This is a genomic window from Acidovorax sp. GW835-FHT14B10, assembly GCF_058793725.1.
This window is the reverse complement of sequence record NZ_JBXAGC010000001.1, coordinates 125,309-146,622: the sequence shown is the minus strand read 5'-3', so window position 1 is coordinate 146,622 and position 21,314 is coordinate 125,309. Positions and strand designations below refer to the sequence as shown.

The 21,314-nt window shown below is 65.1% G+C and carries 17 protein-coding genes; 6 read left to right on the top strand and 11 right to left on the bottom strand.

Annotation, left to right across the window (positions count from 1 at the left end; all coding sequences use genetic code 11):
• The first annotated feature begins 35 nt into the window (after positions 1-35).
• The 3 genes from AC1Q5S_RS00655 (at position 36) to upp (ending at position 2,690) form a co-directional block, all read left to right on the top strand.
• Entirely contained in the window at positions 36-878 is an 843-nt protein-coding gene (locus tag AC1Q5S_RS00655; RefSeq protein WP_422202673.1) for an enoyl-CoA hydratase-related protein, read from the top strand.
• Positions 879-1,023: 145 nt separating this feature from the next.
• Entirely contained in the window at positions 1,024-2,010 is a 987-nt protein-coding gene (locus tag AC1Q5S_RS00650; RefSeq protein ID WP_492238222.1) for a threo-3-hydroxy-L-aspartate ammonia-lyase, read from the top strand.
• 50 nt (positions 2,011-2,060) lie between these two features.
• A complete protein-coding gene (gene upp / locus AC1Q5S_RS00645; protein ID WP_422202675.1) occupies positions 2,061-2,690 on the top strand; it encodes a uracil phosphoribosyltransferase in 630 nt (209 codons plus the stop codon).
• Between the two features lie 105 nt (positions 2,691-2,795).
• Here upp and AC1Q5S_RS00640 read toward each other — a convergent pair whose 3' ends face one another.
• On the bottom strand, positions 2,796-4,514 hold the full coding sequence (locus AC1Q5S_RS00640; RefSeq protein ID WP_422202676.1) for a cytochrome D1 domain-containing protein: 1,719 nt from the start codon (positions 4,512-4,514) through the stop codon (positions 2,796-2,798).
• A gap of 264 nt (positions 4,515-4,778) precedes the next feature.
• Here AC1Q5S_RS00640 and AC1Q5S_RS00635 point away from each other — a divergent pair, with 264 nt between their 5' ends.
• Positions 4,779-7,031: a TonB-dependent hemoglobin/transferrin/lactoferrin family receptor gene (locus AC1Q5S_RS00635; RefSeq protein ID WP_492238221.1), complete on the top strand. Its 2,253-nt coding sequence runs from the start codon at positions 4,779-4,781 to the stop codon at positions 7,029-7,031.
• 99 nt (positions 7,032-7,130) lie between these two features.
• Here AC1Q5S_RS00635 and AC1Q5S_RS00630 read toward each other — a convergent pair whose 3' ends face one another.
• The 6 genes from AC1Q5S_RS00630 to AC1Q5S_RS00605 all read right to left on the bottom strand — a co-directional run bounded on the left by AC1Q5S_RS00630 (position 7,131) and on the right by AC1Q5S_RS00605 (position 12,436).
• Complete coding sequence (locus tag AC1Q5S_RS00630) at positions 7,131-8,297, bottom strand: GGDEF domain-containing protein (protein ID WP_492238220.1); 1,167 nt, start codon at positions 8,295-8,297, stop codon at positions 7,131-7,133.
• A gap of 287 nt (positions 8,298-8,584) precedes the next feature.
• Positions 8,585-9,871: a hypothetical protein gene (locus tag AC1Q5S_RS00625; RefSeq protein WP_492238219.1), complete on the bottom strand. Its 1,287-nt coding sequence runs from the start codon at positions 9,869-9,871 to the stop codon at positions 8,585-8,587.
• Between the two features lie 166 nt (positions 9,872-10,037).
• Positions 10,038-10,787, bottom strand: a complete 750-nt coding sequence (locus AC1Q5S_RS00620; protein WP_492238218.1) for a hypothetical protein — start codon at positions 10,785-10,787, stop codon at positions 10,038-10,040.
• Positions 10,788-10,808: 21 nt separating this feature from the next.
• On the bottom strand, positions 10,809-11,378 hold the full coding sequence (locus AC1Q5S_RS00615) for a hypothetical protein (protein ID WP_492238217.1): 570 nt from the start codon (positions 11,376-11,378) through the stop codon (positions 10,809-10,811).
• A complete protein-coding gene (locus AC1Q5S_RS00610) occupies positions 11,375-11,659 on the bottom strand; it encodes a DnaJ domain-containing protein (protein WP_492238216.1) in 285 nt (94 codons plus the stop codon). The genes AC1Q5S_RS00615 and AC1Q5S_RS00610 overlap by 4 nt, the downstream gene beginning before the upstream one ends.
• Positions 11,660-11,722: 63 nt before the next feature.
• Positions 11,723-12,436, bottom strand: coding sequence for a YebC/PmpR family DNA-binding transcriptional regulator (locus AC1Q5S_RS00605; RefSeq protein WP_092696699.1), 714 nt, complete (start codon positions 12,434-12,436; stop codon positions 11,723-11,725).
• A 289-nt stretch (positions 12,437-12,725) separates the two neighbouring features.
• Between AC1Q5S_RS00605 and AC1Q5S_RS00600 the strand changes: the two genes are divergently transcribed.
• On the top strand, positions 12,726-13,955 hold the full coding sequence (locus AC1Q5S_RS00600; RefSeq protein ID WP_492238215.1) for a nucleoside recognition domain-containing protein: 1,230 nt from the start codon (positions 12,726-12,728) through the stop codon (positions 13,953-13,955).
• Between the two features lie 77 nt (positions 13,956-14,032).
• On the opposite strand, the gene AC1Q5S_RS00595 is transcribed toward AC1Q5S_RS00600, so the two are convergent.
• Positions 14,033-15,274 (bottom strand): cystathionine gamma-synthase family protein, encoded by a 1,242-nt coding sequence (locus tag AC1Q5S_RS00595; protein WP_492238214.1) that lies wholly within the window; start codon positions 15,272-15,274, stop codon positions 14,033-14,035.
• Between the two features lie 150 nt (positions 15,275-15,424).
• The gene (sbcB, locus tag AC1Q5S_RS00590; protein WP_492238213.1) at positions 15,425-16,870 is read right to left on the bottom strand and encodes an exodeoxyribonuclease I; all 1,446 of its coding nucleotides are present in this window, start codon (positions 16,868-16,870) and stop codon (positions 15,425-15,427) included.
• Positions 16,871-17,083: 213 nt separating this feature from the next.
• On the opposite strand from sbcB, the gene AC1Q5S_RS00585 reads away from it, so the two are divergent.
• Positions 17,084-18,403, top strand: coding sequence for a lytic murein transglycosylase (locus AC1Q5S_RS00585; RefSeq protein WP_303834966.1), 1,320 nt, complete (start codon positions 17,084-17,086; stop codon positions 18,401-18,403).
• A gap of 128 nt (positions 18,404-18,531) precedes the next feature.
• On the opposite strand, the gene clpA is transcribed toward AC1Q5S_RS00585, so the two are convergent.
• On the bottom strand, positions 18,532-20,880 hold the full coding sequence (gene clpA, locus AC1Q5S_RS00580) for an ATP-dependent Clp protease ATP-binding subunit ClpA (RefSeq protein WP_303834964.1): 2,349 nt from the start codon (positions 20,878-20,880) through the stop codon (positions 18,532-18,534).
• Positions 20,881-20,937: 57 nt separating this feature from the next.
• The gene (gene clpS / locus AC1Q5S_RS00575) at positions 20,938-21,306 is read right to left on the bottom strand and encodes an ATP-dependent Clp protease adapter ClpS (protein ID WP_092696693.1); all 369 of its coding nucleotides are present in this window, start codon (positions 21,304-21,306) and stop codon (positions 20,938-20,940) included.
• Positions 21,307-21,314: the final 8 nt, after the last annotated feature.

Here is a 21,314-nt window from a genome sequence, read left to right as displayed (position 1 = left end):
TGCGCAGCAGCGCCGCAGGCCTACATTCCACGTCCATGAACCCCCTCACCTGTTTTTCCCTGAGCACCACCGACCACGTGGCCCATCTGGTACTGAACAGACCAGAGGCCATGAACACCATGCACCCTACCTTCTGGCGCGAGCTCGATGGGGTGCTGACCCAGTTGCACCAGGCGGGCGAGGCGCGGGCGCTGGTCATCAGCAGCACCGGCAAGCATTTCAGCGCGGGCATGGCGCTCGAAACCTTCGGCGGCGCCATTGCCATGGACGACCAGAGCCCCGAGGGCCGCGCCGCCATCTTCGACCTGCTCACCGACATGCAGGCCACCTTCACCCGCATCGAGAGCCTGCGCATCCCCGTGATCATGGCCATCCACGGCGGCTGCATCGGCGGTGCGGTGGACATGGTCACGGCGGGCTGCATCCGCTACGCCACGCAGGATGCGTTCTTCTGCATCCAGGAGATCAACATCGGCATGGTGGCCGACGTGGGTACGCTGCAGCGCCTGCCCAAGCTGATCCCGCTGGGCGTGGTCAAGGAGCTGGCCTACACGGGCCGCCGCCTGGGCGCGCAAAAAGCCCTGGCTTACGGCCTGGTCAACGAAGTGTTCGACACGCCGGACGCCATGCTGGCCGCCGCCCTGCAATGCGCACGCGAGATCGCCAGCAAGCCCCCCGTGGCCATCTGGGGCACCAAGCAGGCGGTGAACTATGCCCGCGACCATTCCGTGGAGGACAGCCTGCGCCAGATGGGCTGGCTGCAGGGCGCCATCTGGAGCAACCAGCATGTGCGCGAATCGGTCACGGCCATGAAGCAAAAGCGGGCGGGCGACTTCCCGGCGCTGGCCCCGCTGCAGCGCTTCAGCGAACAGGGTTGAGCCCAGATTCATCAAAATAGATAGCTACCAGCGCTTACGGGACAAGCGCTGTAAAGCTTTTTTGCTTGAAACGGCATCGCAACGGGCTATGATGCGGCAGCGTGGTTGCCGCTTCCCAGCGCCGCGCCTGCCCAAGGATGCCGCCATGACCCAGACACCCGTTTCCGTGCCCATGTCTGTGCCCACCTACGCCGACGTGGCCGATGCAGCGCATCGCCTGCATGGCATGGCGCACCGCACGCCAGTGCTGCGCTCCACCACCGCCGATGAGCGGCTGGGCGCGCAGCTGTTCTTCAAGTGCGAAAACCTGCAGCGCACGGGCGCCTTCAAGTTTCGTGGGGCCTTCAACACCCTGGCCCAGTTCACCGATGCGCAGCGCAAGGGCGGTGTGCTGGCTTTCTCGGCCGGCAACCATGCCCAGGCCATCGCCATTTCGGCCCGGCTGCTGGACATGCCCGCCGTGATCGTCATGCCCGAAGATGCCCCCGCCGCCAAGATGGCCGCCACGCGCAGGTATGGCGCGCAGGTCATCACCTACAACCGCTACACCGAAGACCGCGAGGCCATCAGCTGGAGCTTGGCGCAGGAGCGCGGCATGACGCTGGTGCCGCCCTATGACCACCCGCACGTCATCGCGGGCCAGGGCACCGCCGCCAAGGAGCTGCTGGAAGAAGTGCCCCACCTCGACTACCTCTTCGTCTGCGTGGGTGGTGGCGGCCTGCTGGCGGGCAGCCTGCTGGCCGCCGAGGCACTGGCGCCGCACTGCCGCGTGGTGGGCGTGGAGCCCGAGACGGGCAACGACGGGCAACAGTCCTACCGCGCGGGCCATATCGTGCGGATCGCCACGCCGCATACCATTGCCGACGGTGCGCAAACCCAGGCGCTGGGCCAGCGCACCTTCCCCATCATCCAGCGCCTGGCAGATGACATGGTCACCGCCACCGACGAACAACTGGTGCAGGCCCTGCGTTTTTTTGCCGAACGCATGAAGATCGTGGTCGAACCCACCGGCGCCCTCGCCTTTGCCGGCGCGGGAAACGGCAGCGTGGACGTGCGCGGCGCCCGGGTGGGAATCGTGATCAGCGGCGGCAACGTGGACATGGCGCGCTATGCCCGCTTTCTGGCAGACTGACTCTGCACCACCCATCACCCACAAAACCACAATCACAAGGTCTTTCGCCCATGAGCACCGTCACCGTCATCACCCACCCCCTGGTCCAGCACAAGCTCACGCTGATGCGCAAGAAGGAAGCCAGCACCAACAGCTTTCGCCGCCTGCTGGGCGAGCTGTCCACGCTGATGGCCTATGAAGTCACGCGCGACATGCCGCTGCAGGACGTGCAGATCGAAACCCCCCTGGAGACCATGACCGGCAAGGTCATCGATGGCAAGAAGCTGGTGCTGGTGTCCATCCTGCGCGCCGGCAACGGCTTTCTGGACGGCATGCTCAACGTGGTGCCCGGTGCCCGCGTGGGCCACATCGGCCTGTACCGCGACCCGGCCACACTGCAGCCCGTGGAGTACTACTTCAAGATGCCGTCCGAGATGGAAGAACGCGACATCATCGTGGTCGACCCCATGCTGGCCACCGGCAACTCGGCCGCTGCCGCCGTGGAACGCCTGAAGAAGCTCAACCCCCGTTCGATCAAGTTCGTGTGCCTGCTGGCCGCGCCCGAAGGCATTGCCACGCTGCAAAAAGCCCACCCCGACGTGCAGATCTTCACCGCCGCCATCGACCGAGAACTGAGCGACCATGGCTACATCCTGCCCGGCCTGGGTGATGCGGGTGACCGCATTTTTGGCACCAAATAGTCCACTAACTCCATAAAAAAACCGCCGGCAGGAAATGCTCCTGCCGGCGGTTTTTGTTGTGACCACCGCCACGGAGCCCAGCGGCTCCGCGGTGGCGCTTTCACGTCAGTACACGTCGTGCTGCGTGTTGTTGACGTTGAAGTGGCCGGTCGGCGTGATCAGGCGTGGGTCCTTGATGACCTTCTTGAGTTTGAGCGTCTTGTCGTCCACCACCACCATGGCACTGATCTTGTCCTTGGCACTCCACACCGAGAACCAGACTTCATCGCCGGCCTTGTTGAATTCAGGTTGCACGACGCGCTTGGCGCCATCGTCCTTGATGTCGGCCCACTCGGCGATCGGCAGCGTGACATAGCCCTTGTCCAGGTTCTTGATGTCGTACACCACCACCGATTGCGAGATCTTCGGATCGGGGTTCAGAGGTGCATCCGAATACAGGTGGTTGGACTTGGGGTGGCTCTTGATGAACAAAGCGCCGCCGCCAGGACCCTTGAGCTTGGCCACTTCCTTGAAGGCATATTGCTTGTACTTCTTGGGGTCGGTACCGATCAGCGAGATCGTTTCGTCGCCCAGGTGGCCGGTAGCCCATACGGGACCGTATTTCGGGTGGTTGAAGTTCGCACCACGGCCGGGGTGGGGAATCTTGCCCACATCGACAATGGCCGCAAGCTTGCTGTCCTTGAGGTCGAACACCGAAATCTTGTTGCTGTTGTTGGCAGCCACCATGAAGTAGCGCTTGGTGGAGTCCAGGCCGCCATCATGCAGGAAAGGTGCCGAACCAATTTCAGTCAACTTCAGTGCGTTCAGGTCGGAGTAGTCCACCATCAGGGTCTTGCCGGTTTCCTTGACGTTCACGACAAACTCGGGCTTGAAGTGGCTGCCCACGATGGAGGCCACGCGCGGCTCGGGGTGGTATTCCTGCGTGCCCACCACGTTGCCACGGGTGGAGACGATCTTCAGGGGTTCCAGCGTGTCGCCATCCATGATGACAAACTGCGGTGGCCAGTAGGTGCCGGCAATCGCGTACTTGTCTTCGAAGCCCTTGAACTTGCTGCTCTCGACCGAACGCGCTTCCAGGCCGGTGCGAATTTCGGCCACCGTGTCGGGCTTTTCCATCCACAAATCGATCATGTTGACCTTGGCGTCACGACCGATCACGAACAGGTAGCGGCCCGAAGCCGACATGCGCGAGATATGCACCGCGTAGCCGGTCTTGATGATGCTGATGATTTCCTTGGTGTCACCATCGATCAGTGCGATCTCGCCCGCATCGCGCAGCGTGGTCGAGAAGATGTTCGTGATGTTGTAGTTGTTCATCTTCTTCTTCGGACGCTGCTCCGGAGGAATGACGATCTTCCACGTTTTCTTCATGTCCGCCAGGCCGTACTCTGGTGGGACTGGAGGGTCCTGCTGGACGTAGCGTGCCATCAGGTCCACGTCGGCCTCGGTCATCTCGCCCGAGGTCTGCCAGTTGGGCATGCCGGCGGGTGAACCGTAAGCGATGAACACCTTCAGGTAGTCCGTGCCCTTGGGCAGCGTGACGTCGGGCGTCAGTGGCTTGCCGGTGGCACCCTTGCGCAGCACGCCGTGGCAGCCAGCGCAACGTTCAAAGTAGATCTGGCGGGCCCGGTCGAACTCGGCCTGCGTCATCTTGGGCGCTTTGGGATTCGAGCTTTGGTACATGGCCACATCGGCCAGAGGTGAAGTACCTGCCTGGTAATTCACCTCGGGGGCCGATGCGCCCTCCTTGTGTTGTGCCGCAGCGGCCAGTGCCAGAGTGGACAGTGCCAGGGCCGCAAGGCGCGCCAGCTTTCGGGTTGTCATGGAAACTCCTTTTTTTTCACAGCCCATACGCTCATTCCATCCTGCAGGATCGCCCGCCGAGGGCTGCGACGATATGGTTTCGGCAGACATGGCGGCCATTCTTCGACGGGTGTCCCGGGCCCACTTTGATGCGTGTCAAACAACCATTTAACTTGCATCATTCACACCGAGACACACCAATAATTCGACAACGGATACAAGAAACCAACACCCATGAAACCGCATCTTTCCCCCCCTCCCCCGGTTTCGCGTCAAAGCCACACCGTGGGCACCCTTCACGCCCTGGCGCTGGCCACTTTCGCGGCCTGCCTGCCCGGCGGGGTTGTGCACGCCCAGGCGGTACCGGCAATGGGGGAGGTCGTGGTCAGCGGCTCGCGCAGCGAGCAGCTCAGCGACGAGCTGCCCCTGTCGATCGATGTGATCGACGCGCGCACCTTGAGCGACCAGCAAAGCCGCGACGTGCGCGAAGCCCTGCGCGACCTGCCCAACATGTCCGTCAAGCACCCTTTGCCACGCACCACGGTGGGCGGAGCCAACACGGTGGGCACCGGCCGCGATGGCAATGTGGGCCTGAACATCCGCGGCCTGGGCGGCAACCGCGTGCTGATGCTGGTGGACGGCATTCGCATCCCCCGCAGCTATGCCTTTCGCACCACCACGTTCGACCGCGAATACCTGTCCATGGAACTGCTCAAGCGCATCGAAGTGGTGCGCGGGCCGGCATCGGCGCTCTATGGTTCGGATGGCATGGCTGGCCTGGTCAATTTCATCACCCACGAGCCGGCAGATTTTCTGACCAACGCCCAAGGCGAGCCGCCCCAGCAGCTGGGCGGGCGCATCTCCTCGGGCTGGAGCGGCGATGACAATGGCCGTGCGCTGGCCGCCACGGTTGCGGGCACCGCCAGCGACACCGTGCAATGGCTCATCACCGCCAACGCCCGCCGCTCGCACGCCATGGACAACATGGGCACCCGTGACACCTCCGACACCAGCCGCACCACACCCAATCCGCAGCACAACGAAAACAACGCCGTGCTGGCCAAGGTGGTGGTGCGCCCCTCGGCCGCGCAGCGCCATGTACTGACCCTGGAACATGTGGAAAAGCAGGCCGATGTGAACCTGCTGTCCAGCCGTGCACCCCTGCCGTTGACGGGCAGTGCAGCCACCATCGCCGGCGCCGTACGGGACGAAAACTCCAGCCGCACCATGGAGCGCAGCCGCTTGACCTGGGATGGCCGCTACACCCTGGGGGCCGACTGGGTCGACCAGTTGCAGACGGTGCTGGCGGTGCAGCACGCCAGCTCCCGCCAGGTGGGCACCAGCGTGCGCAACACCCTGCCCTTGCGCGTTCGCGACAACTCGTACACCGAGCACACCTGGCAGGCAGGCCTGCAGGCCGAAAAAACACTGCGCTCACCCGGCGGCTGGGCGCACAGGCTCACCTACGGCATTGACCACATCCGCAGCGACATCCGCAACGTCTATACCGGCCTGGCCCCCCTGCCACCGGAGGTGTTTCCCCTCAAGCGCTTTCCGGACACCCGCGAAACCAGCAGCGCGGTGTACATACAGGCCGAATCCGTGATCGACCAATGGAGCATCACACCCGGGCTGCGCTGGGACCACTTTGCGCTCGACGTGACCAGCCAGGGCGGGTTTTACCCGCCTGCAGCCCAGCCGGGCCAGTCGCTCTCGGGTTCGGCGCTGTCGCCCAAGTTCGGGGTGCTGTACCGCGCCACCGCACAGTGGAGCGTTTTCGGCCAATATGCCGCGGGGTTCCGCGCGCCCGATGCAGCGCAGATCAATGGCTACTATGAAAACGCTGCCGAGCAGGTCACCATCATCCCCAACCCAGACCTGAAACCCGAAAAAAGCCGGGGCGTGGAGCTGGGAGTGCGCGGCCGGTTCGACCGGTTCAAGCTCGACGCCACCGTGTTTGCCAACCACTACTCCCACCTCATCCTGGACACCGTGCTCATCCGCGGCACGGGCACGGCTGCAGACCCGCGCGTGTTCCAGACCCTCAATACCGAGCGGGCCCGCATCACGGGCATCGAGGTGAAAGGCCTCTACGACTGGGGTCCGATGGCGGGCGGGCGCGTCAGCACCCCCTTCAGCTGGGGGCGCGCCAAGGGCGTGAACCGTGCCACCGGTGCACCGCTGAACTCCATCGATCCCCAGCAGATCAGCCTGGGCGTGCTTTACGACACGGCCGCCTGGGGCCTGCGCGCCGACCTGCGCTACCACGGCGCCAAAAAGGCCAGCGACATCGACAGTGCCTCGGCCGTCAAGGCACCCAACACCCAGTTCACCATCGGGCAGGCCACCACGCTCGACCTGTCGTCGCAGTGGCGTCTGCGCAAGGATCTGCGGCTCAACGTTGCCGTGCACAACCTCACGAACCGCAAATACTGGCTCTGGCCCGACGTGTACGGCCTGGCAGCCGCCAGCACCGTGAACGACGCCTACACCCAGCCTGGCCGCAGCCTGCACGCCTCGCTGGTCATGGACTTCTGAAGCATCCAGGGTGCACAGAGCGCCCGCCCCAAGGCACCAGCCATCCCGGTCATGGCGCCCTGGCCAGCGTTGCCCATCCGTGATCAACTCGCGCTGCGCTCAAAGAGCCAGTACCTCCACCCTGTTGCGCCCATGCTCCTTGGCCAGGTACATGGCCTCGTCTGCGCGCTGCAAAAGGGCGTCTGACGAATCGCCGGGCAGGTAATGCGTAGCTCCGATGCTCACCGTCAAGCCAATGGGGCCACGGTCGGTGAGCACAGGCTGGCTGGCCACCATGGCACGCAGGCGCTCGGCCACGACACGGGTGCCCTCGCTGTCGGCATTGGGCAGAAAAATGGCGAACTCCTCGCCACCCAGCCGCCCCATCACGTCCTCATTGCGCAGGCAACCGGTGGCCAGGCGGACAAAGTGGCGCAGCACGTCGTCGCCACTTTTGTGCCCCCAGGTGTCGTTGATCTTTTTGAAATGGTCCAGATCCATCGCCAGCACGGAAAGACCGGACGGCGTGCGCTGTGCGCTGCTGATGGCCTTGTCCAGCAGCGTGAGGAACGCACGCCGGTTGAACACATTGGTCAGCGGGTCCATCTCGGCCAGGTGGCGCAACTCGCTGGTAGTGTATTCATTGGTGAGCATCAGCGTGCCAAATGCCATCATCACCAAGGCCAAAGTGGCTTCCAGCACCACGAACTGCGACAGCAGCGCCACCATGTTGACGCCAGCACCCCCTTCGGGCGTGGCCAGCCTGAACAGCAGCGGACGCAAGAACAGAAAAAGCCCATGCAGGCCCGCAAAGAGGGCCAACAGATAGCGTGCCGGCACATTGCGAAAGCCACCCCGCGCCAGGGTGTGGGCGGTCAGCAAAAAGCACACGCCAGCAACCGATCCCGCCAGCGCAAACCGGATTCCCATGTGTGGCTGCACCACCGTGAAATACGCCGCCAGCGCCATCACGGCAGCGATGGCCGTCACCGCATACCCAGGCGGCAAGGGGCGCCGCCCCATGTAGGCACGGCTTCCCAGAAGGTAGAGGTAGGCGGCCACGGAGATGAACGCCTGCGCCAGCACCACTGACAGCACCACTGACAGCACCTCTGGCGCGTGGACGCGCACCAGCAAAATGGCGCAAAACACCGACGCACTCAGAAAAGACAGTGTCCACAGCCGCAAGCCTGGAATGCCCTTGTTGAAGTGCCACACGGCATAAAGCACCGTGGTGACCAGCACCGCGAGGATGCCTGCGACGATAACGAGCGTGGGACTGTGCACGGAGGATGGGAAGGGCGGAGGGCTGTGCGCGAAACGGCCTGAGGAATCCACCGTGTGTTGCGGGCCGGCGGGAAAAGCACGCCAGAAAATGCGTATGCAATTGTATGCACACCCCGATGGCTCAGCAGATGCGCATGAACGCTACGTGCCCGAGCAGGTTGCGCCCATGTGCGCCATCAAGGCGCACCGCACCGCCATGGCGCGGGCCATGGTGTGCATGGGCCACACGCACCACAACAGGTGCCAGCCCCCGTCAAGCGCCCGGATCGCTCCGGCAGCACGCCGCGTCACCCCGCCACATGGCACTCGCGGCGCAGCAAGGCCAGCGCGTCGTGCATCTGGTAATCCATGTCGCTGCCCAGCGTTTTGGCCGATTCCTGCACAAAGCTGTTCCACAGGCCGATGTAGTCCGCCTGGTACGCGCCCGGCGCATGGCTGCGAATGAACGCGGTGGCCAGCTCGGGCTGCAGGCCGTTCTTGCGGATCTTGCGCACCAGGCTGGCAGCGGTTTTTTCGGTCAGCAAGGTCTTTGGGGGGGCGCCTGCGGCCAGGCACAGGAACAGCGTCAGCAGCGAATGCTCGTCTTCGTTGCCCTGGGTGGTCTTCATCCATGTCTTGCTGGCAGGCTGGGGCGGCTCGCTGCCCTCTTGCAGCGCATCCAGGCTGCGGTGGTACTGGTCCACCTCGGCGAGCGGGTCGTCCAGCAGAAAATAGCGGGCGCGAAATACGCTGGTGGGGCGCAGCAGAGCGCGCAGCGGCGCAGCCGAATCGAGCAGTTTGGGCAGGTCGGCCAGCACGGCGGCGCATTGCGCCTGCATCACCGCGCGCAGATCCGCAGGCACGCCAGCGGGCAGCCGCAGCTGCGTGGGTGCTGCCAGCTTTTTCTTGCGCAACGCCGTCACCCGTTTCTCCAGGGCCACGGCGTTGGGCCACTCACCCAGGTGCATGGCTTTGGGTGCCAGGGCCTGCATGAGCAGGCCGGTGCGGATGACGGCCTCGGCATCGGCACCGGTGGCTTCCAGCTCGTCGGTATCCAGGTCGTATTGCTCGGCCAGCCACTGGGCGGCACCGATGGCGCTGGCAATCTGGCTGCGGCGGGCCAGCTCGGCCCGGTAATCGGCATGGCTGCGCAGCGACCACAGCGCCAGCAGCGGCGTTTGGGCATCGGCATAACCGGCCATGCCGAAATTGCTGCTCTCGGGCAGGGCGATCAGGCGCTTGAGCATGTCGGAGCCGCCCTTGGAGCGCGACAGGAACGAGTGGTCGCGCAGCGAGATGGCGGCTTGGGTCAGATCACCGCCCGTGCTTTCCAGCAAATACAGACTGATGAGGTTGACCATGCGGTCACGGGCCTTTTCCAGCTCGGGCCGCAGAAACTCGCTGCCGAAATAGCGGGCGATCTGCACCATGCCTTTGGGCGCATCGGTGCAAATGGCATCGAGCCGGGCGGCATCCAGGATGCCGTGCTGCACGCCATGCACCAGCGCTTTTTCAAAGAACGGGCGGGCGTCGTGCAGTTGCAGAGCATGGGTTGCGGCAGGCAGATCAGTGTGTGGTGTGTCAGGCAATGTCATTCAGCTTTCCATCGCGCTGCGCGTCGTCGCGGCGTCACGAAACTGGCACGGACCAGGCCAGGGCCGCCGCGCAAGGGCCGCCCCGCCGCGCTGGCGGCGTCCCCCTTCCCGCCTCGCAGAGCGAGGCGGGAAGGGGGAAGGCGCAAAGCGCCTCAGGGGTTGTTATCTATATAGCGGATTCTTCGTCGGACGTGCGCGCTGCGGGGGTGGCCTTGCCGCGGTCGGTGTCGCTGGTCTCGAACTTGCCGTCGTCTTCCTCGGCCGGCTCGTCGCCCTCTTCCAGGCCCATGTCATGGGCACGGGCCTTGGCGCGCAGCACCAGCAGGGTTTCGATGAAGAGATCGCGGCATTCATAGCGCAGCAGCCAGGCCAGCTGCATCCAGTCGCGGTCGGCCACTTCGTCCTGGTCGATGCGGGGCTGCACGTAGCCGGAAGCCAGCAGTTCGTCATCGGTCAGGGTGAGCCCGTAATCTTCGGTGGCGTCGAAGGTGCCGGTGCGGGCAAAGGCCTCGATGCGGCTCCATTTTTCGGCAAAGTAGTTGGCCAGGGCCTCGGCGCCGCCTTCCAGGTCGCCAATGGAGGTCAAGAACTCCACGGGGTCGGCATCGTCCCGAAAGATGACGGCGTTGACCATGTTGCGCAGGTGCGTGTGGGTGAGGTCCTTGTATTGCTTTTCCAGCACCATGGCGCGCGCAAACTGCTCGGGTGTGACCAGCAGGTTGACGACGGACGCCTTGGAGTCGTCGTACTCGCGCATCACGGCCAGCACGTCTTTCGGTGCCAGCTGGTCCAGCACGACCATCAGGGCGTTGTCGCCTTCGGTGTCGGCCAGCTCGGCCAGCGCCGATTCGGCACCCACGATGTCGCCCGCGGCAATCAGGCTGGTGGTTTTGGTGATGAGGGCCAGGTGGTTCATGGGCAGGAAATCTCGGTCTTGTCAGTCTTTGCGATCAAAGCCGGCCTCGGCCAGCCAGTGGGCGCTGGCCTCTTCGCGGGTGCGGCTGTTGTGCGGGTCGGCGGCATCGTCGGCGCTCAGGGCGTTGTAGTCATCGTCGTGCTCGGCGGCCTCTTCGTCGCCATCGTGCTCGGCCTCGCCCTGCGCCGGTACCGGGGCCAGGCGCGCATGCTGGTGCAGATACTCCAGCCCCGCCGCCACGACCATGAAGGCCGGGCCACCGGGCTCGCGCAGCACGGTTTGAGCCAGGCTGGCGGCCCAGGGTTCCAGCGCAACGGCGCCCGTCAGCGTGCCCCACTCGGGCAGCTTGTCCGCCCCCTGGCCGAGCACATGCTCCATCACCGCAGGCTTGGCAAAACGGAAACCCTGGTGAAAGACCACCGCCACCATCTCGGGGGCCAGCGCCATCATCTTCACCAGGAAGCCGATCTCGGAACGCTTTTCGGCCAGCCGCCTGCGCAGCACGTCCTTGCCCTCCGAATCCGAAACCAGGTCATCCAGCTCGGCCTGGTAGGCCGAACGCAAGTCATAAAAGTAAGGGGAAAGTTTCACGACGGAAGAATGCTCTTGAAATAGGTTTGCCAGATCTCTTGTGCGGTCTGCAGCGGGTCGTCCAGCAGGTTGCGGCGGCGGTTGTCGTCGTAGGCCTGGCGGGCCTCGTCGTCAGCCAGCACCTCGTAGGCCTTTTGCACGGCCTGGAAGCGCTGCGCGGCACCGGGTGCGTCGTTCCTGTCGGGGTGATAGAACGACGCCTTCTGGCGAAAAGCCTTCTTGATGTCGGACAACGACGCGTTGGCGCCCAGCCCGAGGGCTGCGTAATGGTCAGCGGTCATGGAATGGTTGCCCAAAAAAGCACAAACCCAGCGCGGGCCGGGGTAACGGCCAGCCCCGGGCGATCAGCTGCCCAGGCTCACAAAGACGTTCTGCACGTCGTCGTTGGCGTCAATGGCGGCCAGAAAGCTTTCCACCTCTTCCAGCTGCTCCGGCGTCAGGTTGGCGGGGTTCACCGGGTTCTTGGGCTTGTAGCCCAGCTTGGCCGACAACACTGTGAAGCCGTGCGCCGGCAGTGCACGGCTGACCAGGTCGAGTTCAGCGGGGTCGGTCCAGAAGGTGGTCGTGCCAGCCTCGTCGCCCGCTTCGCAGTCTTGCGCACCCGCCTCGATGGCGGCTTCTTCGGGGTCGGCACCGGCAACCGCGGGCTCGGCTTCGATCATGCCAACATGGTCGAAGTCCCAGGCCACCGAACCCGATGTGCCCAGCTGGCCCTTGCGAAACAGCACGCGCATTTCGGGCGCCGTGCGTTTCACGTTGTCGGTCAGGCACTCGACCATCACGGCCACCTGGTGCGGGGCGTAGCCTTCGTAGATCACATGCTCGAAGTGAACGGCCTCACTGCCAATGCCGGCGCCCTTCTTGATGGCGCGCTCCAGCGTGTCCTTGGGCATCGAGACCTTGCGGGCCTGCTCGACCACGAGGCGCAGGCGCGAGTTGCCGGCCGGGTCGGCCCCGCCGCGCGCAGCCACCATGATTTCCTTGGCCAGCTTGCCAAACAGCTTGCCTCTGGCATCTGCGACTTGTGCCTTACCTTTTGCTTTCCACTGGGCGCCCATGGCGGATGTTCCTTGGTGTTGTGGCGCTCGATGAACCGGTTCAATGGATCCATGGCGCCTGGTTTTTGTCGTGGGGCGAATGCGCGCTGGTTTTTTTCAACCAAAACCGGGCACGCAACCGAACCCTGTAGGGTACCACCCGGCGATTTGCCCTGTCCGTTGCGCGTTTGCAGGCAAAAATGCGGGTTAACCTCTCCATGGCCGGGTTCGCCACCCAGGTGGGCGTGGCGATCAGGACGGCTGCGGGCCGGCCGCCCAACACATTTCGGTCCACACGGAGTTTTTTCCCTTGCTCAACATCCTCTGGCTGGGTTTTTTTGTCACCGCGGCAGTGGCCGCCCTGGCCCAATGGCTGGTCGGCGGCCATGCCCAGATTTTTGCGGCCATGGTCGAGGCCCTGTTTGCCATGGCCAGGCTGTCGGTCGAGGTGATGGTGCTGCTGTTTGGCACGCTCACCCTGTGGCTGGGTTTTTTGCGCATTGCCGAGAAGGCCGGCATCGTCAACGCCATGGCGCGCTGGCTGGCGCCGCTGTTTGCGCGGCTGATGCCCGGCGTGCCGCGCGGCCACCCGGCCCTGGGCCTGATGACACTGAACTTTGCCGCCAACGCGCTGGGGCTGGACAACGCCGCCACGCCCATGGGACTGAAAGCCATGCGCGCGCTGCAGGAGCTGAACCCGCAGCCCGACACCGCCACCAATGCGCAAATCCTGTTCCTGGTGCTCAATGCCTCGTCGCTCACGCTGCTGCCGGTGACCATCTTCATGTACCGCATGCAGCAGGGCGCGCCCGACCCGACACTGGTGTTCCTGCCCATCCTGCTGGCCACGTCGGCGTCCACCCTGGTGGGGCTCGTCAGCGTGGCCGTGGTGCAGCGCCTGCCGCTGTTCAGTCCGGTGGTGCTGGCCTACCTGCTGCCGCTGGCGCTGGGGCTGGCCGGCTTCATGGCGCTGCTGGCCACGCTGTCGGCGGCAGCCCTGGCGCAGCTGTCCTCACTGCTGGGCAACCTCACGCTGTTTGCCCTGGTCGTGCTCTTTGTGGTGGTGGGCGCCTGGCGCAAGGTGGCGGTCTATGAAGCCTTCATCGAAGGCGCCCGTGAGGGCTTCGAGGTGGCCAAGGGCCTGCTGCCCTACCTGGTGGCCATGCTCTGCGCGGTGGGGGTGTTCCGCGCCTCGGGTGCCCTCGCCTATGTGCTCGACGCCATCCGCTGGTGCGTCCAGGTGCTGGGCATGGATGCGCGCTTCGTCGATGCCCTGCCCACGGCGCTGGTCAAGCCATTTTCGGGCAGCGCGGCGCGCGCCATGCTCATCGAAACCATGCAGAGCCAGGGTGTGGACAGCTTCGCCGCGCTGGTGGCCGCCACCATCCAGGGCAGCACCGAAACCACGTTTTATGTGCTGGCGGTGTACTTCGGGGCGGTGGGCATCCAGCGCGCTCGCCATGCGGTGGCCTGCGCGCTGCTGGCTGAGCTGGCAGGGGTGATAGCAGCGATTGGGGTGTGCTACCGGTTTTTTGGTTGAATTTCAAGCCAAATTGGCTGCCAGCGCTTACAGATCAAGTGCCATCAGCGATTCATTCAAGAGCACATCACCTGCTTTCAGGCCAGCGCCTGCGCAAAGTCGGCCAGCAGGTCCTGCAACTCCTCCAGGCCCACCGACAGGCGGATCATGCTGTCGCCAATGCCCATGGCGGCCCGCACCTCGGGGCCCGCTTCCCAGAAGATGGTATGGGCGACCGGGATGATGAGCGTGCGCGTGTCCGCCAGGCCCGTGGCCTTGACGGGCAGCTGCAGGCGGTTGCACAGGGGCAGGCACTGGGTGGGGTCGCGCAGTTCAAACGACAGCAGCCACGAGCCCGCCTTCAGGTGCTTTTTGGCCTGGGCATGCTGCGGGTGTGACGCCAGCATCGGGTAATGCACCCGCGCCACGGCCGGGTGCTGCTCCAGCCACTGGGCCAGCGCCAATGCGGTGGCACTGGTGCGGTCCATGCGCAGCGCCAGCGTCTCGGCGCCCAGCGCCATCTGGTGCGCGGCATGGGATGACAAGGTGCCGCCCATGTCGCGCAGGCCCTTCTTGCGCAGCTGCTGCAGGCCCCAGCCCTTGGCATCGCCCTTGCGGTAGGCCGGAAAGATGTTGGGGTAGCGGCCCCAGTCGAAAACGCCGGTGTCGATCACGGTGCCGCCCAGCGCGTCGCCCTGCCCACCGATGCTTTTGGTGAGCGAATGCACCACCAGGCCCGCCCCCACCGTGCCCGGACGGAACAGGTACGGCGAGGCCACGGTGTTGTCCACCACGTACAGCAGGCCGCGCTCCTGGCACAGCGCGCCGATGCCTTCCAGGTCGGGCATCTGGGTGCCGGGGTTGGCGATGGTCTCGACAAACACCATGCGCGTGTGCGGCCGCATGGCGGCAGCCACCTGGGCGGCGTCCGTGGCATCCACCGTGGTCACCTCGATGCCCAGGTCGGCCAGGGTGCCGAACACGCTGTTGGTGTTGCCAAACACGAACTTGCTGGCCACCAGATGGTCACCCGCCTTGAGCAGCGTGAGAAAAATGGCGCAAATGCCCGCCATGCCGGAAGCAAAGACGATGCTGCCCTGGCCCTGCTCCATCTGCGTCAGCTTGGCCTCCAGCGCGGCCGTGGTGGGGGTGCCCTGGCGGGCGTAGTTGAAGCCGCCCTTGGCGGTGCCCTGGAACACGGCGATCAGGTCCTCGACCTGCTCGAACCCGTACTGCACCGAGGTGTGGATGGGCTGGTGGATGGCGCCATGCGCGGCACCGCCCAGCCGGTCGGCATGCACGATCTGGGTGGTGAACTGGTGGTTGTGGGGTGTCGTCATAAAAATCTGCGGCTATTTCTACTGGTCTACGTGCAAGGCACGGCGATAGACACTGGCACGCCCTGATACCAGCGCACCCGTGGAACTGGCTCCGCCAGGCCACCGGGTGCGTCCCCCCTCGGGGGGGAAGGCGCGCAGCGACTCAGGGGGCTATCTCTCCGGCGCGATGTGCTCGGCGTAATCGTACAAGGCGCCCAGGATCTCCTGGGTGCGGTCGTCGTCGGCGGTCTCCGAGATCTGGTCGATTTCGGTGAACAACTGCTCCACGGTGCGCGCCCCGCCCGCCCCGTCAAACAGGCAGGCGGCGCGGTGCGCCTCCCAGCGCTCGACCTCTTCGGGCGACAGGGTGCCGGGGAAGTTGCGGGCCCGGTAGCGCCACACCAGCTCGGCCAGGCGCGGGTCGTCAAAGCCGGTGCGCGCGGCGGCCAGTTTCGCGCCACTCAGTGTGCGCAGATCGTTCAGGTGGCGGCGGTCGCTGTTGCCGACGAATCCACCATACAGGTCCTGGTCCACATCGGGGGCGGGCTCGGCCGGGCGGGCAAACACGGCCGGCCAGATGCCGCTCATGTCCGGCAGGGCCCGCGCCATGTCGGCATGCTGCGCGGCCTGGGCCAGGTCCATGCCCCAGCGCTGCGCCAGCGCGGGCGTGAGCGTGTTCACATTGCCCACCACCATGGGCGACTTGTTCAGGTGGATGGTCTTGATGGGCAGGCGCGTGGTGCCTTCCGGCAGATCGGCCGCCCGGGAGAACAGGCGCAGCCGGATCTCGTCGGCGCCCAGCGTCGCCAGCGCACGCGGGTCGTGGGCCAGGTCCCAGGCAATCAGCTCGTTCTTGTTGGTAGGGTGGCTGGCCAGCGGCCACATCACCGCCAGGCAACCGCGCTCGGCCGGAAACATGCCCGAGACATGCAAAAAAGGCCGCGCCGTGAGCGCCGTGGCGGGCAGGCGCAACTCGGCGGCCACGCGCTCCTTTTTGTGCAGCGACAGGGCAAAGTCAAACAGCCTGGGGTTGTGCTGGCGAATGAGCCGCGCCAGCGCGATGGTGGCGCGCACATCGGACAGCGCATCGTGCGCGGCCTCGTGCAGCAGGCCGTTGGCCTTGGAAAGATGCTCCAGCTTGAAGCTCGGTGTGCCGTCTTCCTTGCGGGGCCACTGGATGCCGTCGGGGCGCAACGCATACGTCATGCGCACCACATCGAGCAGGTCCCAGCGGCCGCACTGGTTCTGCCACTCGCGCGCATAGGGGTCGATGAGGTTGCGCCAGAACATGAAGCGCGTGATCTCGTCGTCGAAGCGGATGGTGTTGTAGCCCACGCCGATGGTGCCCGGCTGCGCGAATTCGGCCTCGATGCGGTCGGCGAATTCATGCTCGGGCACGCCTTTTTCGAGGCACAGCTGGGGTGTGATGCCGGTGATGAGGCAGGACTGCGGATCGGGCAGGTAGTCGTTGGCCGGCTGGCAATAGAGCATCAGCGGCGCGCCGATCTCGTTGAGCTCGGCGTCGGTGCGGATGGCCGCAAACTGCGCCGGCCGGTCGCGCCGGGTGTTCGCACCGAAGGTTTCGTAGTCGTGCCAGAGAAAGGTGTGGGAGGCCATGGTCGGTGGACAAACAAAGGCTGAAAAAGAGTGCGCAGGGGCATCACAAGCGCCAAATTCCAACTGTAACCGGGATTTGTGACTTTTTGACCTACAGCGCTTGCACATCAAGCACTGACAGCTATCAAAATAATAGTAAACACGCCAACCAGACCCTTCGGGCATGCCACGCGTGCAGCAAGACACGGGCGCTGCCGCACGGGACAATGGCGCATGCACCGTATCCAAGCACCTCCCTCTTTCCTGCCGCATTGCCCGGCCCTGGCATCCACGTTACGGCCTGCCGCACTGGTTGCGGCCCTGGCCCTCGCAGGTTGCACCTCCGCGCCAATGCCCCCCAGCCAGCCCCTCACGGCAAGCACCACGTTGCCAGCGGCCGCCAGCGCCGGCACCCCAGCCGATGCAGAGCACGCCGCAGGCTTTGCCGCCTGGCGCGCCGCGTTTTCTGCGCAGGCCCTTGCGGCCGGCATCCGGGCCGGCACCGTGCGCGACGTGCTGGGCAACGCGCAATGGCAACCCCGCGTGGTGGAGCTGGACCGTGCCCAGCCCGAATTCACCCGCACGCCCTGGGCCTACCTCGAAAAAGCCGTCTCGGCGCAGCGCATCGCGCAGGGCAAGGCCCAGCTGGCCGAGCACCACGCAGCGCTGGAGCCAGCGGCCGGCCGCTACGGCGTGCCCGCCACGGTGATCACCGCCATCTGGGGCATGGAGAGCAACTACGGCAGCAACTTTGGCAGCTTCCACACCGTGGATGCGCTGGCCACGCTGGCCTACGATGGCCGGCGCCGCGCCTGGGCACAGGTCGAACTGCTGGCGGCCCTGCGCATCGTGGACCAGGGCGACATCACCGCCGAGCGCATGGTGGGCTCCTGGGCTGGCGCCATGGGCCACACCCAGTTCCTGCCCTCGGTGTTCCTGGCCTACGCCGTGGATGCCGATGGCGATGGGCACCGCGACATCTGGGGCAGCATCCCCGATGTGGCGGCCTCCACGGCCCACTTTCTGTCCCGCTCCGGCTGGCAGGCCCACGAGCCCTGGGGTGCCGAAGTGCGGCTCCCGCCAGCGTTCGACCATGCCCGGGCGGATCTGTCGGTGCAGCAAACCACCGCGCAATGGGAGGCCGAGGGCATACAAGCGCTCGACGGCCAGAGGCTGCCGGCCCTGGACGCGGCCTCCATCGTGGCTCCGGCGGGTGCCCGCGGTCCGGCATTTCTGGTGGGGGCCAATTTCCGGACCATCCTGCGGTACAACAACTCGATCCACTACGCGCTCGCGGTGGCGCTGCTGTCGCAACAGATCGGCGGCGGCGCAGCGGTCGCGGGCGCCTGGCCCCGCGATCTGGAGCCGCTGTCGCGCGCGCAGACACAGGCACTGCAGGAGGCACTGAACCAAAGGGGGTTTGCTGCCGGCACCTCGGACGGCGTGATGGGCCCCGCCACCCGCGCAGGGCTGCGGGCCTTCCAGCGCAGCATCGGCACGGCGCAGGACGGCTACCCCACCGTGGAACTGCTGCAACGCCTGCAGGCCCCCTGAATGGCAAGGGTGCCACAGTGCACTCTGCGGTCCACACCGGGCGCCACGTAAAAAAGCCCACGGCAGACACCGTGGGCTTTTTTGCGGGCGGCAGCGACCGCGCCGGCGGGCGCAGCCACTGCACTGCGTCAATCCGCCGTGGCTTCCTCGGGTTCGGCGGGTTCGGACTTGGCCGAGCGCTCTTTCTTAGGCAGCGGCTGGATGTCCAGCAGCACCTCGGACGTTTCCACGCCCTTGTCATCGGTCTTGAGCTCGATGTCCACCGTGAGACGCCCGCCTTCGGTCAGGCGGCCAAACAGCAGTTCGTCGGCCAGCGCCCGGCGGATGGTGTCCTGGATCAGGCGCTGCATCGGGCGTGCGCCCATCAGCGGGTCGAAGCCCTTCTTGGCCAGGTGCTTGCGCAGCTGGTCGGTGAAGGTGACCTCGACCTTCTTCTCGGCCAGTTGCGTCTCCAGCTGCAGCAGAAACTTGTCCACCACGCGCAGGATGATCTGCTCGTCAAGCGCCTTGAAGTTGACGATGGCATCCAGCCGGTTGCGGAACTCGGGCGTGAACAGGCGCTTGATGTCGCCCATCTCGTCGCCCGCCTGGCGCGGGTTGGTGAAGCCTATGGTCGCCTTGTTCATGGTCTCGGCGCCCGCGTTGGTGGTCATGATGATGAGCACGTTGCGGAAGTCGGCCTTGCGGCCGTTGTTGTCCGTCAGCGTGCCATGGTCCATGACCTGCAGCAGCACGTTGAAGATGTCCGGGTGCGCCTTCTCGATCTCGTCGAGCAGCAGCACCGCGTGCGGCTTCTTGGTGATGGCCTCGGTGAGCAGGCCACCCTGGTCAAAGCCCACGTAGCCCGGAGGCGCACCGATCAGGCGGCTCACGGCGTGGCGCTCCATGTACTCCGACATGTCGAAGCGGATCAGCTCGATGCCCATGATGTAGGCGAGCTGCTTGGCCGCCTCGGTCTTGCCGACGCCGGTGGGACCGCTGAACAGGAACGAGCCAATCGGCTTGTCGCCCTTGCCCAGGCCCGAGCGCGCCATCTTCACGGAGCTGGCGAGCACTTCAAGCGCCTTGTCCTGGCCGAACACCACGCTCTTGAGGTCGCGCTCCAGCGTCTGGAGCTTGCCGCGGTCGTCGTTGGACACGTTGGCGGGCGGAATGCGCGCAATCTTGGCCACGATCTCTTCGATCTCGGCCTTGCCGATGGTCTTCTTGCGCTTGCTGGGCACCAGGATGCGCTGGGCAGCGCCGGCTTCGTCGATCACGTCGATCGCCTTGTCGGGCAGGTGGCGGTCGTTGATGTACTTGGCGCTCAACTCGGCCGCAGCCTGCAGGGCGGCCGCCGCGTATTTCACGCTGTGGTGTTCTTCGAAGCGCGACTTGAGACCCTTGAGGATGTCGATGGTCTCGGCCACGGTGGGCTCGACCACGTCCACCTTCTGGAAACGGCGCGACAGTGCCGCGTCTTTTTCGAAGATGCCACGGTATTCCGTGAAGGTGGTCGCACCGATGCACTTGAGCTGGCCGCTGGAGAGCGCCGGCTTGAGCAGGTTGGATGCATCGAGCGTGCCACCCGACGCCGCGCCGGCACCAATCAGGGTGTGAATCTCGTCAATGAACAGAATCGCGTTGGGCTTGTCCTTGAGCGACTTGAGCACGCCCTTGAGGCGCTGCTCGAAATCACCGCGGTACTTGGTACCCGCCAGCAGCGCGCCCATGTCCAGCGAGTACACCGTGGCCTCTGCCAGGATCTCGGGCACGTCGTTCTGCGTGATGCGCCAGGCCAGGCCCTCGGCAATCGCGGTCTTGCCCACGCCCGCCTCGCCCACCAGCAGCGGGTTGTTCTTGCGGCGGCGGCACAGGATCTGGATCGTGCGCTCCACCTCGTAGTGCCGGCCAATCAGCGGGTCGATCTTGCCGTCCTTGGCGAGCTGGTTCAGGTTCTGGGTGAACTGCTCCAGCGGCGATGCTTTCTCGTTGCGTTCGGAGCTGCCACCCTCTTCCCCCTCGGCCTGGTTCTCGGCCTTGGCGGGCTCTGGCGGCTCGCCCTTCTTGATGCCATGGGCGATGAAGTTGACCACATCGAGGCGCGTCACGCCCTGCTGGTGCAGGTAATACACCGCATGCGAATCCTTTTCTCCGAAGATGGCCACGAGCACGTTGGCACCCGTCACCTCTTTCTTGCCGTTCCCCGTGGATTGCACGTGCATGATGGCACGCTGGATCACCCGCTGGAAGCCCAGCGTGGGTTGGGTGTCCACCTCGTCAGACCCTGCGACCTGCGGCGTGTTGTCTTTGATGAAATTCGACAGCGATGAACGCAGATCATCGATGTTGGCCGAACATGCGCGCAGCACCTCCGCTGCGCTGGGATTGTCGAGCAGTGCAAGCAACAGATGCTCCACGGTGATGAACTCGTGGCGCTGCTGGCGGGCCTCAACAAAGGCCATGTGCAAGCTGACTTCCAGTTCCTGGGCAATCATGTGAACTCCTTTGTGCTTGCGTGGAAGGGATAACTTTAGATCGGGATGAGAAACCCGTTATTCAACAGGCTCACTCACACATTGCAGGGGGTGGCCGGCCTTGAGCGCGGCCTCCAGCACCTGGTCCACCTTGGTGGCGGCCACATCGCGGGAATACACGCCGCACACGCCTTTGCCGTCGAGGTGGATCTTCAGCATGATCTGGGTGGCCTGTTCGCGGTCTTTGCTGAAAAACTCCTGCAGCACCACGATCACGAACTCCATGGGCGTGTAGTCGTCATTGAGCATGACCACCTGGTACATATGGGGCGGCTGGGTCTTTTGCGCGCGTCTTTCGAGCACGACCGAACCGCCATCATCCTGTGCTGGCCGGGTGGAGGGCAGCGCGGTGGGGGGAGAAGGTGGTTTTGTTGCCATGAAATTCATTCTAGCGA

What these genes read in the sequence shown, in the direction of transcription:
- AC1Q5S_RS00655 (WP_422202673.1), top strand. Translation starts at nt 36, where the DNA reads ATGAACCCCCTCACCTGTTTTTCCCTGAGCACCACCGACCACGTGGCC.
- AC1Q5S_RS00610 (WP_492238216.1), bottom strand. Translation starts at nt 11,659, where the DNA reads ATGACCGCTGACCATTACGCAGCCCTCGGGCTGGGCGCCAACGCGTCG.
- upp (WP_422202675.1), top strand. Translation starts at nt 2,061, where the DNA reads ATGAGCACCGTCACCGTCATCACCCACCCCCTGGTCCAGCACAAGCTC.
- clpA (WP_303834964.1), bottom strand. Translation starts at nt 20,880, where the DNA reads ATGATTGCCCAGGAACTGGAAGTCAGCTTGCACATGGCCTTTGTTGAG.
- AC1Q5S_RS00625 (WP_492238219.1), bottom strand. Translation starts at nt 9,871, where the DNA reads ATGACATTGCCTGACACACCACACACTGATCTGCCTGCCGCAACCCAT.
- AC1Q5S_RS00640 (WP_422202676.1), bottom strand. Translation starts at nt 4,514, where the DNA reads ATGACAACCCGAAAGCTGGCGCGCCTTGCGGCCCTGGCACTGTCCACT.
- AC1Q5S_RS00620 (WP_492238218.1), bottom strand. Translation starts at nt 10,787, where the DNA reads ATGAACCACCTGGCCCTCATCACCAAAACCACCAGCCTGATTGCCGCG.
- AC1Q5S_RS00605 (WP_092696699.1), bottom strand. Translation starts at nt 12,436, where the DNA reads ATGGGCGCCCAGTGGAAAGCAAAAGGTAAGGCACAAGTCGCAGATGCC.
- clpS (WP_092696693.1), bottom strand. Translation starts at nt 21,306, where the DNA reads ATGAATTTCATGGCAACAAAACCACCTTCTCCCCCCACCGCGCTGCCC.
- AC1Q5S_RS00595 (WP_492238214.1), bottom strand. Translation starts at nt 15,274, where the DNA reads ATGACGACACCCCACAACCACCAGTTCACCACCCAGATCGTGCATGCC.
- sbcB (WP_492238213.1), bottom strand. Translation starts at nt 16,870, where the DNA reads ATGGCCTCCCACACCTTTCTCTGGCACGACTACGAAACCTTCGGTGCG.
- AC1Q5S_RS00650 (WP_492238222.1), top strand. Translation starts at nt 1,024, where the DNA reads ATGACCCAGACACCCGTTTCCGTGCCCATGTCTGTGCCCACCTACGCC.
- AC1Q5S_RS00585 (WP_303834966.1), top strand. Translation starts at nt 17,084, where the DNA reads ATGCACCGTATCCAAGCACCTCCCTCTTTCCTGCCGCATTGCCCGGCC.